Annotated in this window: 17 protein-coding genes and 1 pseudogene; 10 read left to right on the top strand and 8 right to left on the bottom strand. The window is 57.5% G+C overall.

The window, feature by feature from the left end; all coding sequences use genetic code 11:
- Positions 1–437 precede the first annotated feature (437 nt).
- The gene (locus KSS96_RS25065; RefSeq protein ID WP_186754785.1) at positions 438–926 is read left to right on the top strand and encodes a 3'-5' exonuclease family protein; all 489 of its coding nucleotides are present in this window, start codon (positions 438–440) and stop codon (positions 924–926) included.
- A gap of 183 nt (positions 927–1,109) precedes the next feature.
- On the opposite strand, the gene KSS96_RS25070 is transcribed toward KSS96_RS25065, so the two are convergent.
- Entirely contained in the window at positions 1,110–1,664 is a 555-nt protein-coding gene (locus tag KSS96_RS25070; RefSeq protein WP_217855430.1) for a hypothetical protein, read from the bottom strand.
- Positions 1,665–2,099: 435 nt separating this feature from the next.
- Between KSS96_RS25070 and KSS96_RS25075 the strand changes: the two genes are divergently transcribed.
- The 5 genes from KSS96_RS25075 to KSS96_RS25095 all read left to right on the top strand — a co-directional run bounded on the left by KSS96_RS25075 (position 2,100) and on the right by KSS96_RS25095 (position 6,244).
- Positions 2,100–2,834, top strand: coding sequence for an ABC-three component system protein (locus KSS96_RS25075; RefSeq protein ID WP_145162393.1), 735 nt, complete (start codon positions 2,100–2,102; stop codon positions 2,832–2,834).
- 37 nt (positions 2,835–2,871) lie between these two features.
- Positions 2,872–3,042, top strand: coding sequence for an ABC-three component system middle component 7 (locus tag KSS96_RS25080; RefSeq protein WP_225913303.1), 171 nt, complete (start codon positions 2,872–2,874; stop codon positions 3,040–3,042).
- A complete protein-coding gene (locus KSS96_RS25085; RefSeq protein ID WP_217855434.1) occupies positions 3,035–4,663 on the top strand; it encodes a DUF2326 domain-containing protein in 1,629 nt (542 codons plus the stop codon). The genes KSS96_RS25080 and KSS96_RS25085 overlap by 8 nt, the downstream gene beginning before the upstream one ends.
- Before the next feature lie 89 nt (positions 4,664–4,752).
- A complete protein-coding gene (locus KSS96_RS25090) occupies positions 4,753–5,445 on the top strand; it encodes a helix-turn-helix domain-containing protein (protein ID WP_145162402.1) in 693 nt (230 codons plus the stop codon).
- Between the two features lie 28 nt (positions 5,446–5,473).
- Positions 5,474–6,244 carry a DUF4365 domain-containing protein gene (locus tag KSS96_RS25095; RefSeq protein ID WP_217855436.1) on the top strand — a complete coding sequence of 257 codons (771 nt, stop codon included), beginning with the start codon at positions 5,474–5,476 and terminating at the stop codon, positions 6,242–6,244.
- Positions 6,245–6,391: 147 nt separating this feature from the next.
- Here the strand turns inward: KSS96_RS25095 and hrpB are convergent, their stop codons facing one another.
- Positions 6,392–8,914 carry an ATP-dependent helicase HrpB gene (hrpB, locus tag KSS96_RS25100; RefSeq protein ID WP_217855438.1) on the bottom strand — a complete coding sequence of 841 codons (2,523 nt, stop codon included), beginning with the start codon at positions 8,912–8,914 and terminating at the stop codon, positions 6,392–6,394.
- Between the two features lie 128 nt (positions 8,915–9,042).
- Positions 9,043–9,423: pseudogene (locus KSS96_RS25105) on the bottom strand (DEAD/DEAH box helicase); the annotation flags it as partial.
- Positions 9,424–9,533: 110 nt separating this feature from the next.
- On the opposite strand from KSS96_RS25105, the gene pmcY reads away from it, so the two are divergent.
- Together pmcY and KSS96_RS25115 are read left to right on the top strand one after the other, a co-directional pair.
- Entirely contained in the window at positions 9,534–9,953 is a 420-nt protein-coding gene (gene pmcY / locus KSS96_RS25110) for a periplasmic Zn2+ metallochaperone PmcY (RefSeq protein ID WP_017528910.1), read from the top strand.
- Positions 9,954–9,962: 9 nt separating this feature from the next.
- Positions 9,963–10,856, top strand: coding sequence for a cation diffusion facilitator family transporter (locus tag KSS96_RS25115; protein ID WP_017528911.1), 894 nt, complete (start codon positions 9,963–9,965; stop codon positions 10,854–10,856).
- On the opposite strand, the gene KSS96_RS25120 is transcribed toward KSS96_RS25115, so the two are convergent.
- Positions 10,853–11,884 carry a DUF6515 family protein gene (locus KSS96_RS25120; RefSeq protein ID WP_217855441.1) on the bottom strand — a complete coding sequence of 344 codons (1,032 nt, stop codon included), beginning with the start codon at positions 11,882–11,884 and terminating at the stop codon, positions 10,853–10,855. The two genes, KSS96_RS25115 and KSS96_RS25120, sit on opposite strands and share 4 nt — an antisense overlap.
- Before the next feature lie 417 nt (positions 11,885–12,301).
- Here KSS96_RS25120 and KSS96_RS25125 point away from each other — a divergent pair, with 417 nt between their 5' ends.
- Positions 12,302–12,781, top strand: coding sequence for an Lrp/AsnC family transcriptional regulator (locus tag KSS96_RS25125; protein WP_003194418.1), 480 nt, complete (start codon positions 12,302–12,304; stop codon positions 12,779–12,781).
- A 134-nt stretch (positions 12,782–12,915) separates the two neighbouring features.
- Positions 12,916–13,125, top strand: coding sequence for a DUF2788 domain-containing protein (locus KSS96_RS25130; protein ID WP_025999909.1), 210 nt, complete (start codon positions 12,916–12,918; stop codon positions 13,123–13,125).
- Here KSS96_RS25130 and KSS96_RS25135 read toward each other — a convergent pair.
- The 4 genes from KSS96_RS25135 to KSS96_RS25150 form a co-directional block, all read right to left on the bottom strand.
- Positions 13,120–13,755 (bottom strand): pseudouridine synthase, encoded by a 636-nt coding sequence (locus tag KSS96_RS25135; protein WP_017528914.1) that lies wholly within the window; start codon positions 13,753–13,755, stop codon positions 13,120–13,122. The genes KSS96_RS25130 and KSS96_RS25135 overlap by 6 nt on opposite strands.
- Before the next feature lie 71 nt (positions 13,756–13,826).
- Positions 13,827–15,299 carry an AMP nucleosidase gene (amn, locus tag KSS96_RS25140; protein ID WP_003176267.1) on the bottom strand — a complete coding sequence of 491 codons (1,473 nt, stop codon included), beginning with the start codon at positions 15,297–15,299 and terminating at the stop codon, positions 13,827–13,829.
- Between the two features lie 90 nt (positions 15,300–15,389).
- Entirely contained in the window at positions 15,390–17,045 is a 1,656-nt protein-coding gene (locus KSS96_RS25145) for an acyl-CoA dehydrogenase family protein (RefSeq protein ID WP_065876741.1), read from the bottom strand.
- Between the two features lie 69 nt (positions 17,046–17,114).
- Positions 17,115–19,505 carry a hybrid sensor histidine kinase/response regulator gene (locus KSS96_RS25150; protein WP_068935241.1) on the bottom strand — a complete coding sequence of 797 codons (2,391 nt, stop codon included), beginning with the start codon at positions 19,503–19,505 and terminating at the stop codon, positions 17,115–17,117.
- Between the last annotated feature and the right edge of the window lie 116 nt (positions 19,506–19,621).

Consider the following 19,621-nt stretch of genomic DNA (forward strand, 5'->3'; position numbering starts at 1 on the left):
GGGCGCTTGCCACCTTCGACCCTGGTGATCCCAGCGCATCTGACCTCCTTGCCATCCTCGATGTTCTCGACGACCAAGAGCGAAACGACACCCCCTGTAGCGATAGGCTACTTGAGCTCCCTGAGGTTCGTAACTCTGTCTCGGTTATGCGCCACAACTCCGGAATCGACATCATTTTGGAGCGGTCTATTCCGCAACCCTGGAGAGAGCGTTTCCACCAAGCAAGCATCGGGTCGACCAGAGTTCCTGATGGGCCCTACTCCACAGACTGGGATAAATTTTTGGTTGAATGGGAGCGTGAGATGCAGCATGTGAAAAATCACCGAGCTGCACAGGCTGCTACCAGCTAGAGCGGCTAGTTCGCGCGATGGCGGCGCAAGCACACAAGCAGTCGGTGTAGCCTGGTGAAGTCGCACCCTCAAAACAGGAGCAGCAGAGTGGAACGGCCTTCTTTTTTTATCGATTTCGAAGCTTCAGGTATAGCCCCGGATAGCTATCCTATCGAAGTCGCCGTCGTGTCGAGTGAGTTCGCCTTCAATACGCTGATCAAACCAGCAAGGTACTGGACGCACTGGTCATTCGATGCGCAAGACATGCATGGTCTCACTCAGGATCATTTGCTTCAGGAAGGTGATACCCCACACACCGTGGCGGAACGAATGAATCAGCTGTTTTCAGGGCAGGTGCTTTGCAGCGACTCACCTCAAGACGTGTTTTGGTTCGATGTCCTTTATGAAGCAGCAGATCTGAGACCTACCTTCGAGTTGAAGCCTTTGGAGGTGTTGGTGGGCCGCGAGGCGGCTAGTGACATTTATCGCCTACTGCCAACATCTAGTCACCACCGAGCTTTGAATGACGCAACTGCTTTGATGAACGCCTGTCGTGCTTTTTTTGAAGCTGAACTTTCGAAGGGTTTAACCCAGTGAGCTTTGGATCTAGCTCAGTCTGGGTGTCCGCTCGAACCGAAGGAAGGTGATCACACGGCTGGATAAGCAATGCAAGCGGAGCGCGCAGGCGTGCGGGATGGAAGCCCGAAGGGCCGAGACGCAGGCTCGGTTTACGACAGCTCGCCCCCGAAGGGGCACGCCCCAACTGAACGCTCAGGGTCATTAAAGCTCCGCATCCCAAGCATTCATCGCCTCACTCAAAGTCGCGTACCAATGGAGTCCACCGCTCTGAAGTGCATTTGCAACTTGCCTGTTGGTATTGCCATCGACCCAAGTCGGGAGACTCTCTATGGCCTCTGTGAACAGACTGGCTGTAGCGACAGCGAATCGCCGCGTACTCGTAGACTGGAGGCACATGTAGCGCACAGTAGCGCCGCTCTGCAACCGACGCCAAGCCACTACCTCGATACAGTCCATGGTGCTCACCGGAGCCTCTACGGTGGAACTCACTAACGTTTCCACTTGGGCATCTTCCGCTGCTCTGAATGATCGGTTAGGCGCTTCTGGCCTGTGGACAAGATGCTTCAACTGCTCACGCGAGGCGACTATCTGGTCGCGGAGCTCTTCGGGGTCGATAGACATGCCACCCCGGTCGGTGACCGAAAGAGTCTTTAATCCGTTCGCTGCCAGGATGAACTCACGCTCGCGCTTCTGCTCCCAATCGGGACGGCGGTCGGGATAGAGGACGTTAAAAACGCATTTTAAAAACTTCAGCATCATTCCTAGCCTGATTTGAGGGAGACAAGCTCTGGCGATCATACCTCACAGCTTCAATGATGCTCACACCGCCATTGGTTGCCCCTTCCTCAAAAGGCGGGGCTTAGCTATACCGGCGATGATGGCAAAATGGTATGTTGCGCGAGACAAGTGGAAATCAGGCACAGGGAATGTGGAATTTTAAACAGGCAACCTGCGAAAGCAGGATGTCTTTATCACTAGGCACAGCCGCACCGTTGGCTGACAGCGTCTTGCTGCCCTCACAATCACCCGTAGGTCAGGCGTTCTTGTTTTGCCGCTTGGAACCTATACCTGCGCCTCTTCATTACTCTTCCATCAGCCAACCGGGGCACTGCTCAGCCCTGAGTGGCATGCAGACAACTTAGGTTTTATATGGCGAATGTAAGGACAACTTACCATCCTGAAGAGCACAGCATGCTTTATGCGGAAACAGGTGGTATCTGTCCGCTTTGCGCTCGTGTAATCATAGATAAGAAGCCAGGTTCCAAAAACCCTAGAAAGTTTTATGAAATCGCTCACATCTACCCTCTGAATCCAACTGCCGCTCAAACTCTGGCACTGATAAATCACACGATTCCTATCGACATAAACGGTCTCGGCAACGTGATCTGCTTGTGTCCTTCTTGTCACCGGAAGTATGACAAGGACTTTAAGATTGAAGAGTATGATCGGTTACGGGAAATTAAGGATGGCTTCATCCGAGATACCGAGGCAAGAAAGTCGATTTCTGAACACAGCCTCAGGATTGAGATAAAAGAACTGATTGAGTCATTCGCTGATCTAGACGACGAAAGCCTCGTCGCTTTTGACTTAGAACTTAATGCCTACACCTTAAAAGAGAAACTAAAGAAAGGCGCTACCAACATCCTGAAACGCAACATACGAAACGACGTGGTTGGCTATTTCGTGACAATTCGGGATGAACTGCGGCTGCTTGAGCAAAGGGATCAAGCATCAGTCAAGATGCTGCTCAACCAAGTAAATACCTATTTTTGGGCGATGCATAGAGAGCACCCTGACAACAAGGATGTAATTTTCAATTATATCGCTCAATGGATTAGCGCCAAAAGCGGCAAATCGCTGGATGTTTCGAAGATCATAACTTCATTCTTTGTTCAAAACTGCGAGGTTTTCGATGTTAGTGCCTAGTAAGTTTACGAAGCTGGAGGAATCTACGATTTTCAAGATGCACGTAATCCTAGCAGAGAAGGAGGCTGGCGAAACAGTAGCCCAAGCCCTCGCGAAGACTCGCGATAAATTCTTAGACACTTCTGAATTTCTTGCTGCGATGGATGTTCTTTTTTTTCTAGGTTATTTAGATATTCAAGATGAAACTGGAGTGATTGAATATGCTTAAACAAGTGAAGTGCAGCCTATTCAATCAAACCCCTATTGAATTCCATGCTGGACTAAATATTGTCCTTGGTGATGACGAAGCCAAGAACTCCATTGGCAAATCCTCAGCTCTCTTGGTGATCGACTTCGCAATGGGCGGTAATAGCCTATTGGTAGACGACGCCGGAGTTATTAAGGTGCTGGGGAACCATTCATACGAAATCACATTTGACTTCGGTGGCGCCCCCCTATTCGTAACTAGGTCTACTGAGCAGCCAGACGTTGTTGATGTCTGCGACTCCAACCATGTTAAACAAGACGAAATATCACTAGAAGCGTATAGAGAAAAGCTAAAAAGCCTCTACGACCTATCTGAGCTAGAGAGCACCTTTCGATCCATTGTTGGCCCATTTGCTCGGATATGGAACAAGGGCGAAGCCGATCCAGATCACCCATTGGCGGGAGCTTCAAAAGAAAGGCTCAGCGCCGGGGTGGCCAGGCTGCTCGATATCTTTGAACGCACCGGTGATGTTTCCGTGGAGCGGGCTGTACTTCAGACCTTGAAAGATAAAAAAGATCTGATGAGAAAGTCGATGACTGCGGAAATCATTCCACGGATCACGATGACCAAATACAAATCCAACAACCAGCTAATTAAAACTAATGCGCAAGCTATTAGTGATATCAAGGATAATTTCGCTGGAGCTATCACCGCATACGAAGCCCTGTTCGACGAAAAATTAAGGGCCATCCAACAAACCAAAAACGAAATGATAAATCAGAGAAATCTAATTTCAGCTAGAAGAGAAAAGCTTCAGAGGGACATATCTGGCGTAACACCTCGCCTCGCTGCAAACATAGCTCTCGTTGCTGAATTTTTCCCAGAAGCCAACCTAGAAAGACTCGAACAGGTAGAGCAATTCCACGCAAAAATTGGCAAGCTAGTCAGCAAAGAACTTAAAAGCGAACTTGAGCTTTTGGTCGCAAATGAATCTGAGATTACCGGACTTATCACCGACTTGGATCAACAAATAAAACTCACCCTTAAAGCCAAAGGCACCCCCACAGATCTATTCACGAAAGTCTTTGAACTTAAAGAGGTTACCGACAAGGCTAGGGAAGAGAATAAATTCTTCGAGCAGAAGGTTTCCATTGATGATAGCGAGGCCGCTTCCAAAACTCGACTAGACGCTATCTACGACAAAATATTTCTTGAGATTGAAGGCACCATTAACCAGAAGCTTGAGAAATTTAACAATACTGTTTATGGGCCTGAGCGCAACCCGTCACAGCTTCGCATTAAGAATGCAAACTCTTACAGCTTTACTTCGCCATTGGATACTGGAACAGGAAAATCGTATGCAGGCTTGGTTGGATTTGATTTGTCAATGCTTTCGCTCACGCGTCTGCCATTTGTCATCCATGATTCGATGATCTACAAAAACATCGAAATTGCCGCCACTGAGCATATCATTCGAATTCTCGCCTCATTTAAACAAAAGCAAATTTTCCTAGCTTTTGATGAAGCGAAAAAGTTCAGCCTCGCGACTCAGCAGATCCTGCAAAACAATAAGGTATTACAATTGCATCGCGACAAGCTGCTCTATACCAAGGACTGGCGGGCAAAAGTGAAGAGGACATAAAGAGGCCTGTCGGGTACATGTCGTGTCACCGCGATCCGCGCCTGTTCATACTCGGTTCATCACATCAGCCTAGTAGCAGGAGACACGATATGAGCACCTTTGACACCACTGAAACACGCACTCTGAGCAAAGCCGAACTGGGGCGGGTAATCAGGTATCTGAGAGAACTTCGCCAATGGTCTCAAGAGACGTTGGCGGAGCTCGCCCAGACGACAACCCGCACCATCCAGAGAATCGAAGCCGGTTCGGGCACGAGTATCAACACCCTACGCTCCATCGCCAGTGCATTTGAATTCCGAGACATCGACGCTTTCAGTAAACCGATGGCCATCCCTACCGATGAACAAATGAAAGCTGCACGCGAGCAGTTTGAGAATGATTATGTGGTACGTAGGGCTCTCAAGCCCGCGTCGGGAAGGTGTTTGGCTAGGCTTGCAGCTGAGACCGTCGGCGATTACATCGAGCCCGCCTTCGAACCCTCATGTGATCAAGCACTAGCATTCGCGGAGCTGACTGATTACCTACGCGACTATCGCGACTGCGCCGAGCACTACTCAAGCACCGCCCGCCTTGAGGTTTTTGATCAGTTGCAGGAGCTCCTAGACCGGCTCAGTGCTCTGGGCGTAACGTTACGCTACGCGACCAGACAGATAGTGCAGAAGGACGCCTCCGAACCGCAGCAGAAACCACAGCCAGTGGGTCAGGTGCTTTACCTCTTGGCATTCATGCATGGAGAGGCTCCGGAAGAACTCGGACTGCCAAGGAAGCTTAATTTTCGGTAAACCTTATCTAAAGGCAACTCGACAAAACATGAAATACCCATCCAAGATTGCAACAGGCGATGCTGGAGAATATTTTTTTGCCTACAAGATTTCGTATGTTCTCGGTTGGCCTTGTCGGCTCTTCGATATCGACATTGGCATTGATGCACAAGTCGAAATACTGGACGAGAATCGAAATAGCACCGGGCGATTTGTCGCCTTCCAAGTGAAAACTTCTGCAGATGAGGAGCCTCAGCCTTACTGGTACGTTTCGAAAAATCAGCTCGACTACTGGCGCGACATGGACATACCGGTATTTGTTGCATTGGTCTCGCTAAAAAAGCAGACTATTCACTTGCATCAAATAAAGAAAAAATCCCGCTACCACATAACTGAGAAAGACTCAGTCCGGATTGATTTTGATTTAGTTAATGAGCACTTCACCGAATCAAGCGGCAAGCGAATTAAGGCGGCAGCCGAAGAAAGCACCATGTCGGCAATAGAGGAACATTTGTCTAAAGTCCAGATTAAGATCGACGAAGTCAAATCAGCAATCGAAGAGATGGACGATTACTCAGACCCACCCAGCTTAATTGATATTATGAACAGTAGGTGGGGGGCCTACAATGACTTATTACAAGCCAAAACTCTTTCCGCCAGTTATAAGGTCGGGGCACCCGAATGCAAGAAAATGGAAGAAATCTTAGAGGCAGCCCTGAATGAGCTGAGAACTTTCATGGAAGACTGGAATATGCATATCGATTGGGATGACCGAAAGTACGGGGACGGCGAGATTCAAAAATTCATTGATGAGGCTTAATACCTCACCAACACATTTATCACCCTGTTAGCGTCTTGTTTGACACATGCGAAACAAGAGAAGCATGCGGGTTTTGGTTCGCGGATCACGGTTCAATGACTGCCGAAGGCAGCCTCACAATGCCGCCAGCAACATTCTCATCCCTCATCAGGATTTTCTGGGCTTGGCTCGCGCGGTTGGCTCAGCCACCAATGGGTCTTCGGGCCAATAATGCTTTGGATATCGGCCCTTAAGATCCTTCTTTACTTCCACGTAGGTGCTGCGCCAGAAATTTGCGAGATCTTGGGTGACTTGCACCGGCCTGCGGGCCGGCGACAGGAGATGCAAAACCAGCGATTGCTTACCAAGGGCAATGCGTGGGGTTTCTGCTAGGCCAAAAAGCTCCTGCAGGCGCACTGCGAGGACTGGTGGATGCTGCGAGTAGTCGATACGAATATTGGAGCCGGAAGGCACCTGGATGGTCTGAGGTGCCTGAGTCTCCAGTTCCTGTGGAAGCGGCCAAGGCAGAAGACTTCTGACAATCGAAGCCAGATCCAGATGACTGAAGTGGCTGAGCCTCGCGACTTTGCCCAAGTACGGTGTGAGCCACTCTTCCAACGTGGCCAGAAGATTGGCATCGCTGAGGTCAGGCCACTTGCTTTCTGCTTGGCCATTGTGGATATCCAGCTGACGCAGCAGATCGACCCGCGCCTGCCATTGGCGCAGCTCAGGGTTCCAAGGCAGGAGCTCGAGGCCCTTACGCCTCACCAGGTTGACCAAGGCCAACGAACGGGTTTGCTCATCAAGATTCGGCAGGGGTGTCGTCGACAGGATGAGATGCCCAACCTTCAACTGCCGCTCAGCCTTAAGCACCCCTTCCCTTTCATCCCAATCGACCTCATCGACAGATCTCACGAGGTCATCTAGCTCGTCATCGAAAAGGGCCGGATCGAGGTCACTCGCCAGGTAGATCCGCTCCTCACGCTGGCCTTGCCGGCTACCCAGATCGGCTACCACCAGCCACTCGTGCTTGGTGAGAGCATCAGGCTCTGAGAACACGGCAGCCCGACCGTTGGAGAGACGGTACTCGGATGCACTTGCACGCCTCTGGAGACCGATTCGGTCAGGGTAGGCGAATGCCAGTAGACACCCTACCCATCTTGGGTGATCGGGTTCGCTGACAGGGTGAACGACACTCCCTCGTAGCAGGGATCGATACTGCCGAGCAGACTGCTTCACGCGCTGAAAGGAGCCACCGTCTCGACGTGAATGTTGCTCGCCGGATAATGCACTCAATCTGGCGTGAAGATCGGCACCTGCACCGCGCAAAATATCCTTCTCACCCAGCAGCGCCGCGATGTTGCAAGCAAGGTCATCCAGCCCCATCGCGTTGCCTTTAATGAGCATGTGAGCGATCCGTGGATGCGCTGGGAGCTCGCTCATGGCTGATCCGTGTGGTGTGAGCTGTCCACCATCGTCGAGTGCGCCCAGGCGCTTCAGCAGGTCTCTACCTTGGCCGAAGGGAGCTGATGGAGGTTGGTCGAGCCAGGCCATCTCCTCTGGCTTCATTCCCCACCGCGCCAACTGGAGTGCCAAGGCTGCAAGATCAGCCAGCAAAATTTCAGGGGTACTGTAGCCAGCCATTTGCTCGTGCTGCGACTCAGACCAAAGGCGATAGCAGATACCTGGTTCCAATCGCCCTGCCCGCCCTGCACGCTGAGTAGCACTGGCCTTCGAAATACGCTGTGTGTCGAGCCGGGTCATTCCACTGCGAGGATCGAACTTCGGCACTCGCTCGAGACCACTATCCACCACCACTCTGACACCTTCGATGGTCAAGCTAGTCTCCGCGATGTTCGTGGCCAGTACGATCTTCCGGGAGCCTTTGGGTGCCGGGTCTATCGCAGCACGCTGAGCATTTAAGTCGAGGTCGCCGTACAGAGGACATACGATTACCTCTGGACGACCACTCAACTGCTCCTTGAGCGCCTCAGCCACCCGCCGAATCTCTGCCTGCCCAGGAAGGAAAACCAAAACGCTTCCCGACTGTTCGTTGATGGCAGCCAAACAGGTGTCAGTGACTCGCGCATCCATACGCTCGCCCGGCTGATATGGACTGCCCCAAACCGGTACGACCGGATACATCCGGCCCTCACTGGTGACCACAGGCGCATCATTCAGCACCTTTGAAAGACGAGCACCTTCCAGCGTTGCGGACATCAGAAGCAACTTCAGTGGCGGCTCATCACGCAGAAGCTCCCGAGCACTCACGCACAAGGCCAGCGCAAGGTCGGAGTCGAGGTTTCTAAGGTGGTACTCATCGAAGATAACCACGCCCACTCCATCAAGCGCGGGGTCATCTTGAAGTCGGCGAGCCAAGATGCCTTCGGTCACCACTTCAATCTGGGTGCGAGGGCCTACCTTGCTTTCAAGGCGAATGCGGTATCCGACAGTCTCACCAACCTTCTCACCAAGCTCACTCGCCAAACGTTCAGCGGCGGCCCGAGCAGCCAATCGACGAGGCTCGAGCATCAGGATCTTCTGATCACCAAGCCAAGGTTCACTCAGTAGTGCTAGGGGCACTCGAGTGGTCTTGCCCGCACCAGGAGGAGCTTCAAGGATTACTTCGTGGCGGTTGGCCAGGGCCTCTCGTAGGTCTGGCAATACGAGGTCAATAGGTAGTGAAATCATCGAGGCTCCCAAATCAGGGAGGCAGTATACGACGGGCTCTGTGGAGAGGTGATTCAGCTCAAAGGCTGCGGACGGAAGGATAGGAGTTTTTGACAAGAAAGGGATGATTTCCGTGCAATCGGCAAAACGTGGAATTCGTCGAAGATCAAAAGCCCCACGCCGTCCAGCGCCGGGTCGTCCTGCAGGCGGCGGGTGAGGATGCCTTCGGTGACCACCTCGATCCGCGTATTGGGGCCGACTTTGCTATCCAGGCGGATGCGATAACCCACTGTCTCACCGACTTTTTCCCCCAGTTCGCTGGCCAGGCGTTCAGCGGCGGCGCGGGCAGCCAGGCGGCGCGGTTCGAGCATCAGGATGGTTTGCCCGGCCAGCCAGGGCTCATTTAACAATGCCAAGGGCACGCGGGTGGTTTTACCGGCGCCGGGCGGTGCTTCCAGCACGGCTTCATGGCGGTTCGCCAAGGCGTCACGCAGGGCGGGTAAAACATCATCAATGGGCAACGAATTCATACTGGCTCCAAAGCAGAGCCGCGAGTATAACGGCGAACTGCCGCATGCCGACGCTGGTCTCAAGGTCAGTGTTATATAGTCGCGTACCAACCGAGTTCAGGAGAGTTTCCATGCGTATCGCTTCCCGTGTTATCGGCGGTGTTTTAGCCGTCACCCTGTTGAGCCAACTCACCGCCTGCGGTTCGATTTTCTACCCGGACCGCCGTGGCCAGATCGAAGGCAAAATCGACCCGACCATCGCCGTGCTCGATGCCGTAGGCCTGCTGTTTTATGTGATCCCAGGCCTGATTGCGTTTGGCGTCGACTTCGCCACCGGCGCGATTTATTTCGAGCCGGGCAAGACCGCCCAAGTCGCGCCGGAAAAACTCCACGAAGCCATCGGCGCCGACGGCCAGGTCGACAACGCCAAGCTGCAATCGATCATCCAGAAAGAAACCGGCCACAGCTTGCCGCTGGACGACCCGCGCCTGATCCAGTTCAAGGGCAGCGTGCAGCAACTCGCCACCCTGGGCCTGCAACCTGCCGCGTAAGGACTGCTTATGACCAGCAGTCCCGAACACGCCAGGCTCCTGCGCCTGGCCACCCGCGCCTCTGTCGGTGTGGCCTGTGTGCTGATCATTACCAAGGCGATCGCCTGGTGGTTCAGCGGCTCGGTGAGCATGCTCGCCGGGCTGACCGACTCGCTGCTCGATGGCGTGACCTCGTTGCTGAACCTGCTGGCGGTGCATTACGCGCTACGCCCGGCGGACGATGACCACCGCTATGGCCACGGCAAGGCGGAGTCACTGGCGGGCATGGCCCAGGCGTTGTTTATTGGTGGCAGTGCGGTGTTGATCGCGCTGCAAGCCTACGAGCGGTTGCACAACCCGCAACCGGTCGGTGCGCCGTGGTTGAGCATAGGGGTGATCGTATTTTCGCTGGTGCTGACCGTTGCGCTGCTGATGCTGCAACACCGGGTAATCCGCGAAACCGGCTCCAACGCCGTGCGCGCGGACTCGCTGCACTATCGCTCGGACCTGCTGCTCAACGGCAGCATCCTGGTGGCGCTGGTACTGGCCGCCATCGGTTTGCATCAGGTGGACGCCTGGTTCGGCCTGGGCATCGCGGCTTATATTTTGTGGAGCGCGATCCACATCGCCAAGGAAAGCTTCGCGGTGCTGATGGATGAGGAACTGCCGCCGGACGTAAGCCAGCACATGCTCGAACTGGCCCGTGGCGTGCCGGGGGTATTGGGTGCCCATGACTTGCGCACGCGCGTGTCGGGCAACCATTGGTTTGTGCAACTGCACCTGGAGTTGCCGGGCGAGTTGACGCTGTCTGTGGCCCATGGCATCAGCGACCAGGCCGCCGATGCCATTCACAACGCCTACCCGCGCGCCGAAGTGCTGGTACACGCCGACCCACGGGAAGTGGTCACCGGCAACAAGGCTTAATACTGCACCTGGTAACCGCGACTGCTCAGGCAGTTACCCTGGGCCTGGCGGTAGGTTTGCACCACCGCCGGGTCCGGGGCGTACGTGGCGGCCTGCGGGTCGAAACCGCTTTGCTGCACGGCCCAGCGATAACAGTCGTAACCGTCCTGCTGCACTTGGGCCGGTGACTGGCCGTTGGCGGGATAAGCCACCACGTCATAGCCGTTGCCTTGCGGCGCGGGCGGTGGCGACGGCACTTGCGCCGGCGGTTGCACCACCACGTATTGCTGGGAGCTTTCTTCGTAGGCGTAGTAGGCACCCGCGGCAAGAAACAACAACGAGCCCCCCACCCACACTTCACGCGCATAGTCCGGCAGGTAATGCACGCGGATGCCATAGGGCGGCGCCACTACGACGTAGCGCGGCCCCTGTGGACGGTACCAGTAGCCCCCGGAAAAAAAGTAGTCCTGCCCGCGATACGGCACGCGGAAATTGCGCTCGGGGAAACGATCCACCACATAGCCGGGCCGATACTGCGGGCCCGGCCCCCAGCCATTGCCATGACCGTCGGGGCGACCGGGCCAGCGATGGTCATCGGGGCGGCCATTGTTGAAACCGCCGCCGTTATTGCCGGCGCGCTGGCCAGGGCCGCCAGCCTCCCAATGTCGGTTGTCGTCATTGCGCCGGGGGATGTCGCGGTAGTAACCCTGGCGCGGCTCCTGGGTCTGACGCACGGTGTCGGGCCGGCTCTGGATCGGCAGGTTGTTCGACGGTTGCGGTTGCGGTGCCGGCCGGCTCGGCTCATTGCCTTGCGGGCGACCTTGCCACTGGCCGGCGCGTTCACCGTGAGGGTTCTGCGGGCGTGGCTGATTGTTCTCGGGGCGTGGCGGCGCGTTTTCCGGCCGTCGCCCGCCTTCGGGACCTCGCTCATGCTGGCCCTGCGGCCCTTGGCCCTCGCGAGGTGCGTTATCGCGCTCATCGGCCATTACCTGCGCGCCGACGCTGACCACCAGCAAACCAACACCTGCCATACGCCAGATGCGCTTCATGCTTTTCCTCACTGCGGGTTAGGGCTTACAGATGAGACTGGAAAAGCCTCGCCCGGTTCTGAGACAGGTTATCAGTCACGAGAAGTATTTTCTTAAAGGCAAAAAGAAAAGGGGCGACCCGTCGGCCACCCCTTGAGAACTTCGTCCATGCTCAACGCTTTTGACGTCGGCTCACCTCACGCCGTCTGGTGGACAGTGTGCAGCCTGGAGGCCGGCTCAACCCTGCTGGGGTGGCGGCCGCAGCGGGCCTGATTGGGCGCGCTGCGTGGACTGTTGTCCAGGCGGTGATTCTGTTGATAAAGATACCCGCCCGCGCCCGACAGAGGATTGCGAAGATTGCGTCAATAAACAGTGCTTGCGCAATTTTTAACCCTTCATGGATAATTCATCGCAATAGTTACGACAAAGGCTAACCCAATGAGCAAGCTTGACCGATACGATCTGAGTATTTTGGCGGAATTGCAGCGCGACGCGAGGATCTCCAACCAGGAGTTGGCCGAACGCATCGGCCTGTCACCGTCGCCCTGCTCGCGCCGGGTCAAGCAACTGGAGGACGACGGCTACATCGCCCGCCAGGTCGCCCTGCTCGACCGCAAGATGCTCGGCCTGAGCCTCACGGCTTATGTGCTGATCGGCATGGACCGGCACACTCCCGAGCGTTTCGAGAACTTCGAAGCGGCCATCCGCACCCTGCCCCAGGTGTTGGAGTGCAGCCTGGTGACCGGCATGGATGCGGACTATCAACTGAAGGTGGTGGTCCCGGACATGGATCACTACCAGAAACTGCTGCTGGGCCACCTCACGCGGATTGAGGGCGTGACCAGCGTGCGGTCGAGCTTTGTGCTCAACCAGGTGCTCAACAGTACCGAGCTTCCCCTGACCCACCTGCGCACCTAAGATCAGTGAAGGTCAAATGTGGGAGGGGCTTGCCCCCTCCCACATTTGGATTGCGCTTCGATCCAGATCAATGTTGCGCCTGTAGCGCTGCCCTATACTTGCCGCCTGCCCCAACGGAATAGCCCATGGACAACATCGACCCCGCCCTCTTCGAAGAATGGATGATGACCGGCCTGGTCACGATCCTGATCATTTTCATGGGTTTTATCGTCTGGGACCTGGCGAAGAAGTCCAAGGCCGGGCGCTTTGGTTCGTTCATCCTGTTTTTTGTGCTGGGGCTGGGCGTGGCCGCGTTTATCATCAAGAGCGTGGTGATCGGCCTGATCGAGTCCGGCGCCTTATAAGCGCGCCGGCACGGCTTTCCATTGGCCCTGATCGAGGCCTTCGATCGACCAATCGCCAATGCGCACGCGCACCAGGCGTAACGTCGGCAACCCTACCGCCGCCGTCATACGCCGCACCTGACGGTTGCGCCCCTCGCGAATCACCAGCTCCAGCCAATGGGTCGGCACGCTTTTACGAAAGCGCACCGGCGGGTTGCGTGGCCATAACTGGGGCTCTTCCAATGGCCGCGCTTCGGCGGGCAAGGTCATGCCGTCATTGAGCTGCACGCCGTCGCGCAGGCGTTGCAATTGTTCTTCCGTCGGCTCGCCCTCGACTTGCACCCAGTAGGTTTTCGCCAACTTGTGCTTGGGGTCGGCAATACGCGCCTGCAACTGGCCATCGTTGGTCAGCAACAACAGGCCTTCACTGTCACGGTCCAGACGGCCCGCCGGGTAGATGCCGGGAATATCGATGAAATCCTTGAGAGTCGCCCGCCCGCCTTCGTCGCTGAACTGGGTCAGCACATCGAAAGGCTTGTTGAACAGGATCAGCTTGGGCTCGGCCGGCGGCGCCTTGGCGACACGACGAGCAGCGGAGTGCGGAGGTTTCACGCCAGGGCGGCGCGAATCAGGGCGAGCAGGACGGGACATGGCAAAGGAACATCTAACGGTCAGGGCCGACAATGCTAGTGGCCTGACCGTTAAATAACCATCCCAACCGCTTAGCGGAACGGGGGCTCGTCGAAGCTGCGCAGTTTGCGCGAATGCAGCGAGTTGAGTTCGGTGCGCAACAGGTCCACCGCTTCAATGCCGATCTTCAAGTGCTGGCTCACCGCACGCTCATAGAACGCGTTGGCCGAACCCGGCAGCTTGATCTCGCTGTGCAACGGTTTATCCGAGACACACAGCAACGTGCCGTACGGCACACGCAAACGATAGCCCTGCGCGGCGATGGTGCCGCTTTCCATGTCCACGGCCACGGCGCGGGACAGGTTGATCAGCGGCCGTTCCTGGGCCCAGCGCAGTTCCCAATTGCGGTCGTCGTAGGTCAGCACGGTGCCGGTGCGCAGACGTTTTTTCAGCTCTTCACCTTTTTCGCCGGTGACATTCGCCGCCGCCTGCTGCAACGCCATCTGCACTTCGGCCAGGGCCGGGATCGGAATGTTCGGCGGCACCACGCGGTCGAGGATTCCGTCGCGGCGCATATAAGCGTGGGCCAGTACGTAGTCACCGATGGTCTGGGATTGGCGCAGGCCGCCACAGTGGCCGATCATCAGCCAGCAATGTGGGCGCAGCACGGCGAGGTGGTCGGTGATGTTCTTGGCGTTGGACGGGCCTACGCCGATGTTCACCAGGGTCACGCCGTGGCCATCAGTGGCCTGCAGGTGATAGGCCGGCATTTGGTAGCGGTGCCAGACCACGCCGGCGGCGATGGCCGACGCTTCGCCGTGGTCCATGCTCTTGTCGATCACCACGTTGCCCGGCAACACCATGCGGATAAACCGCGGGTCGCTGCGCAGTTGCTCCAGGCCATGCAGGATGAACTGGTCGACATAGCGGTGGTAGTTGGTCAGCAGGATCCACGGTTGCACATGGCGCCAGTCGCTGCCGGTGTAGTGCACCAGGCGGCGCAGGGAAAAGTCCACGCGCGCCGCATCGAACAACGCCAGCGGCAGGGGGTCGGTGTTTTCCCAGTCATAGAGGCCATCGGCGATGCCATCGGTGGCGGCCGACAAGTCGGTGCTGGGGAACACGCGGGCCAGGGTCGCAGCGGTCACGCCGGAACCGGCCAGTTCGTCGCCCTGCTCCACCACGTACGGGTAGGGAATGTTCTGCTGGCTGACGCCCACTTCGACCGTCACGGTGAAGTCGTGCATCAATGGCACCAGTTGCTCCAGCAAATATTTACGGAACGCCGACGGATGGGTGACGGTAACGCTGTAGGTGCCCGGCAATTGCACCTTGGCATATGCCCGGGTGGTCTGTGGGACTTCGCCGTGGCAGTGGTAGGTCAAACGCAGTTCCGGGTAGCGAAACAGTGCGCGTTGCGCGGCGTCGGGTTCGACGCGGTCCTTGAGATATTGCTTGAGGGCCTGGTTGAGCGCGCCGGTGGCCCGCTCATGCAGAGCGGCCAGCCGGTCCACGGCTTCTTCGGCGGTTTGAACGACAACAAAAGCTTCGGTCACGGTAAGCATCCTGTGTTCTGACGTGCTGGCCTTTATCTTGCCTGTATCCAGGGCTCACCGAAACAGCAGAGTTGGAATGCAATCCAATGTGGACCGTGTTTACATAGGTGAATGAGGGGTTGAGCGGGCGACGATGGCTGCCACATCCACACCACGCGGCAACGCCCCATACACCCGCCCGGACGACTCGCCCAACCGACTGGCAATAAACCCATCACTGACCGCCGCATTCCCGGCTTCCAGCAACAACTTGGCCTGCAACGCCACGGCAATATCCTCGGTCAGTTGGCGTGCACGGTATTGAATATCCTGAGTGTCCATAAACGCCGACTTGAGCTGCTCGATACGCCGCGCCAGTTGCCTGTCGCCGTGTCCATCACCAAGCTCGACAAACAACACCTCCAGCACGCCCGGCTCTTTCGACAGCGCACGCAACACGTCCAGGCACTGCACATTGCCGGAACCTTCCCACGTGGAATTCACCGGCGCCTCACGGTAGAGGCGCGGCAGGATGCTGTCCTCCACGTAGCCGGCACCGCCCATGCATTCGGCAGCTTCGTTGATCATCGCCGGCGCGCGCTTGCAGATCCAATACTTGCCCACCGCCGTCACCAACCGGGCGAACTTGGCTTCCCGCTCATCGCCCAAGTGGTCCAGGGCGCGCCCCATGCGCATGCTCAAGGCCAGCGAGGCCTCGCTTTCCAACGCCAGGTCGGCGAGCACGTTTTGCATCAGCGGTTGTTCGCTGAGCACGCGCCCGCTGACCGAGCGATGGGCACAATGATGGCTGGCCTGGGTCAACGCCTGGCGCATCAAGGCGCTGGAGCCGACCATGCAATCGAAGCGGGTCATGGCGACCATCTCGATGATGGTGGGTACGCCACGGCCTTCTTCACCCACCATCCAGGCCAGTGCGCCACGCAATTCCACCTCGCTGGAAGCATTGGAGCAATTGCCGAGCTTGTTTTTCAGGCGTTGGATGTAGAACTCGTTGCGAGTGTCATCCGGACGCTGCCTGGGCAGTAGGAAACAGGTAAGGCCCTTGTCGGTCTGCGCCAGGGTCAGGAACGCATCGCACATCGGCGCCGAGCAAAACCACTTATGGCCAACCAGTTCATAGGCTTGCCCAGGGCCGCTCGCGCCTACCGGATAGGCGCGGGTGGTGTTGGCGCGCACGTCGGTGCCGCCCTGTTTCTCGGTCATGGCCATGCCGATGGTGGCGCCCGGTTTGTGGGCGATGCCGACGTTGCGCGGGTCGTATTCGGTGCTGAGGACTTTTGGCAGCCAGGTCTTCGCCAGGTCCGGTTGCAGGCGCAGCGCCGGGACGCAGGCGAAGGTCATGGTCAGCGGGCAACCGGTGCCGGCTTCGGCCTGGCTGTGCAGATACGTCAGGGCGGCGCGAGCCACGTGGGCGCCGGATTGCGGATGGGCCCAGGGCAGCGACGGCAGGCCGTGTTCGACGGCGGTGCGCATCAGCTCGTGGTAGGCCGGATGAAACTCCACCAGGTCAATGCGATGGCCATAGCGGTCATGGCTGCTGAACACCGGCTTGTACTGATTCGCCAGGAACCCGGCCGCCATCAACGGCCCACCGGCCAGTGCACCGTAGGCATTGATGCGTGGCTCTGCCCAGCCGGCACCAAAGCGGCGCGACCAGTCTTGCAAGGGCAGATCGATGCGGTACAGGTTGGTGCCGTCCAGGGACGGCGGCTGGTTGGTGACGTCGTGGGTTTCGGCAAACGGGTGCGGGTGCATGACGGGCCTCCTGGAAAAAAGGCCGCGTTTGGATGGGGCCTGAAGGTCAGTTAAGCACCGTAACCTGGCTTAAAAAAGTGGCATACCCGCCGAATTGACGGCGCTTTCACCCTCCATTACAGCCAGAACCCGGCGCTCCAATACCCTCTGCAACGCGTCGAAGCGTACGGGTTTGGCGAGGCGCTCGGAGATGCCGATGCCCTCGCAGTGCTCACGCTCAGCCACGTTCAGCGATGGGCTCACAGCGATCACCGGCAGCTCGCCGCAGCCCGGCAGTGCACGGATCTGGCAGCACAACGAGAAATCACCTTCAGGCATATCCAACAGCACGCCGTCGAAATTGCCCGCCTGCAACGCCCCTAAAGCACTCGGGCCGCTGTCCACGGTTTTCACCCGGTAACCAAGCTTGAGCAACATGCCGCGCACCACCAGTTGCCCGACACTGTTGTCATCTACCAACAGCACCGTGCACTCCTGGGGCGAGCGCTGGTGATCGGGCGCGGGTTTAGGCTCGGACGCCACCGGGCTGACGCACAGGTCCAACTGGAACCGGCTGCCTTTGCGCGGTTCGGAGTGATGGGTGAGCCGCCCGCCCAACAACTCGATCAGTTGCCGGCAGATGGCCAGGCCGATACCTAGGCCACCGTATTCGCGGGTAGTGGAACCATCAAGCTGGAAGAAGCGCTGATACAGCGTGGCCTCGTCGAGAAAGGCAAAACCGATACCGGTGTCCGTGACGATAAAGCTCAGGCGCAAGCCGCCATCACTCTCCGGCACCCCCACCACACGCAGGCGCACGGCACCTTGGTGGGTGAACTTGAAGGCGTTGTCCAGCAGGCAGTCCAGACACTGAAGCAGCTTGTCGGCGTCACCGCGCACGCGGTCCGGCAGTTCATCGGCCACGTCGATGGAAAACGCCAGGCCTTTGCTCTGGGCGCTGGCATTGAATTGCTGGCGCAGGCTGTCGAGCACGCCGCGCAGGCTGAACACCTGAGGCTGGGCACTCAAGCGCCCGGCCTGCAATTCGGTCAGGGTGAGGATGCCGTTGACCATGCGCATCATGTCCCGCGCCGAACCGGCGGCGGTTTGCTGGTACTGCGCCAGGTCGCTGTCCAGGGGCACGGTTTGCATCAGCTCCAACGAGCCGATCACCCCGTTCATCGGCGTGCGCAGTTCGTGGGTCAGGGTGGCGAGGAATTCATCCTTGAGCCGGTTGCTGCGCGCCAACTGTTGGTTGAGCACTTCGAGCTTCTGGCTCGCGTCGAGCAGAATCTGCGCCTGTTGTTCACGCATTGCGTTGATGCGGTCGGCCAGGGCCAGCGACAGCAGCGCCACTTCAATTGCCGAGCCGATCTGGCTGGCGTACATCGTCAGGAACACATTAGGCAGGTAGCCCAGCACCATCAGTGTGTTCACCACCCCGCCCAGCAGGAACGCCGACCAGGCGATGATGAAATAGCGCGCCACCCGCTGGCCGCAGTACCAGGCATTGATGGCGGCCACAAAAATGCTCAGGGTGAAGACCAGCGCCAGGCCCGTAGCCAGGCGCAGCGCCAGTGCGTAGCTGGTCATTAGCGACAGCAACATCACCACCGCGCCGCAGGCCACCAGCGCCAGCAGCAGGCGGTTGATCCAGCGACTGTGTTGCGCGGTGTGCAGGAAACTGCGCGCAAACAGGCTGCCAAACAGCGCCGATGCACCGATCAGAAAAGGCGTCGCGGCATTCGCCCACCAGGGGTTGTTCGGCCAGAAGTACTCCACCGCCGCGCCGTTGACCGACAACTGGTACATGCCGAACGAGGCGATATAGAAGATGTAATAGAGGTAGCTGGTGTCGCGCACGCTGAGGTAGATAAACAGGTTGTACACCAGCATTCCCAGCAGCACGCCATAGATCAGGCCCAGGACGTAAAGGCGCAACGGCTGTTGCTCAAGGTACGCCGTGCTGGACCAGAGGGTCAGCGGCGCCTGGATCGAGCCTTCGCTTTGCAGGCGCAGGTAAACGGTTTTCGCCTCGCCGGGGGTGAAGTCGAGCTTGAACAGGTAGTTGTTCTGGCGAATCTCACGGGCCGAAAACGGCAACGCATCCCCGGTGCGCCCGGCCAGGCGATAGGTGCCGGTGCTGTCGGGCTGGTACAGGTCGAGGTGGTCCAGCGGCGGGTAAGCCAGTTCCAGCAACCAGGTGCGCTGGGCCTCGCGGTTCTGAGGCAGATAGTGCAGGTCGACCTTGAGCCAGAACACCGAGCGCGAGTAGCCGGCATTGAGCGTGTCTTTATCGTGGGGCTTGAACTGCCGGGCGGCGGAAGGTGCGCTGACCTGGGCAATGGTGAGGGCATCGGTCGGGTCTTCGAGCACTTGCATGGCTCGGCCCAGCGGCAGGCTGCGCGTGTCCTGGTTGAACTCGATGGCGCTGGCGAGCATCGGTAGCCCGCACAACAATAAAATCAGCAAATAGCGCATAGAGCCCCAGCGTGGCCTGTCCGGTCGTGTCAAAAGCCCCCATTCCTTTTGAGCAGACGTACACCGGCAATACAGTTAAGTTGTTTGGATCCACTCTAGCATAGCCGGCAAAGGCC

Source organism: Pseudomonas asgharzadehiana, assembly GCF_019139815.1.
Classification (GTDB): domain Bacteria; phylum Pseudomonadota; class Gammaproteobacteria; order Pseudomonadales; family Pseudomonadaceae; genus Aquipseudomonas; species Aquipseudomonas asgharzadehiana.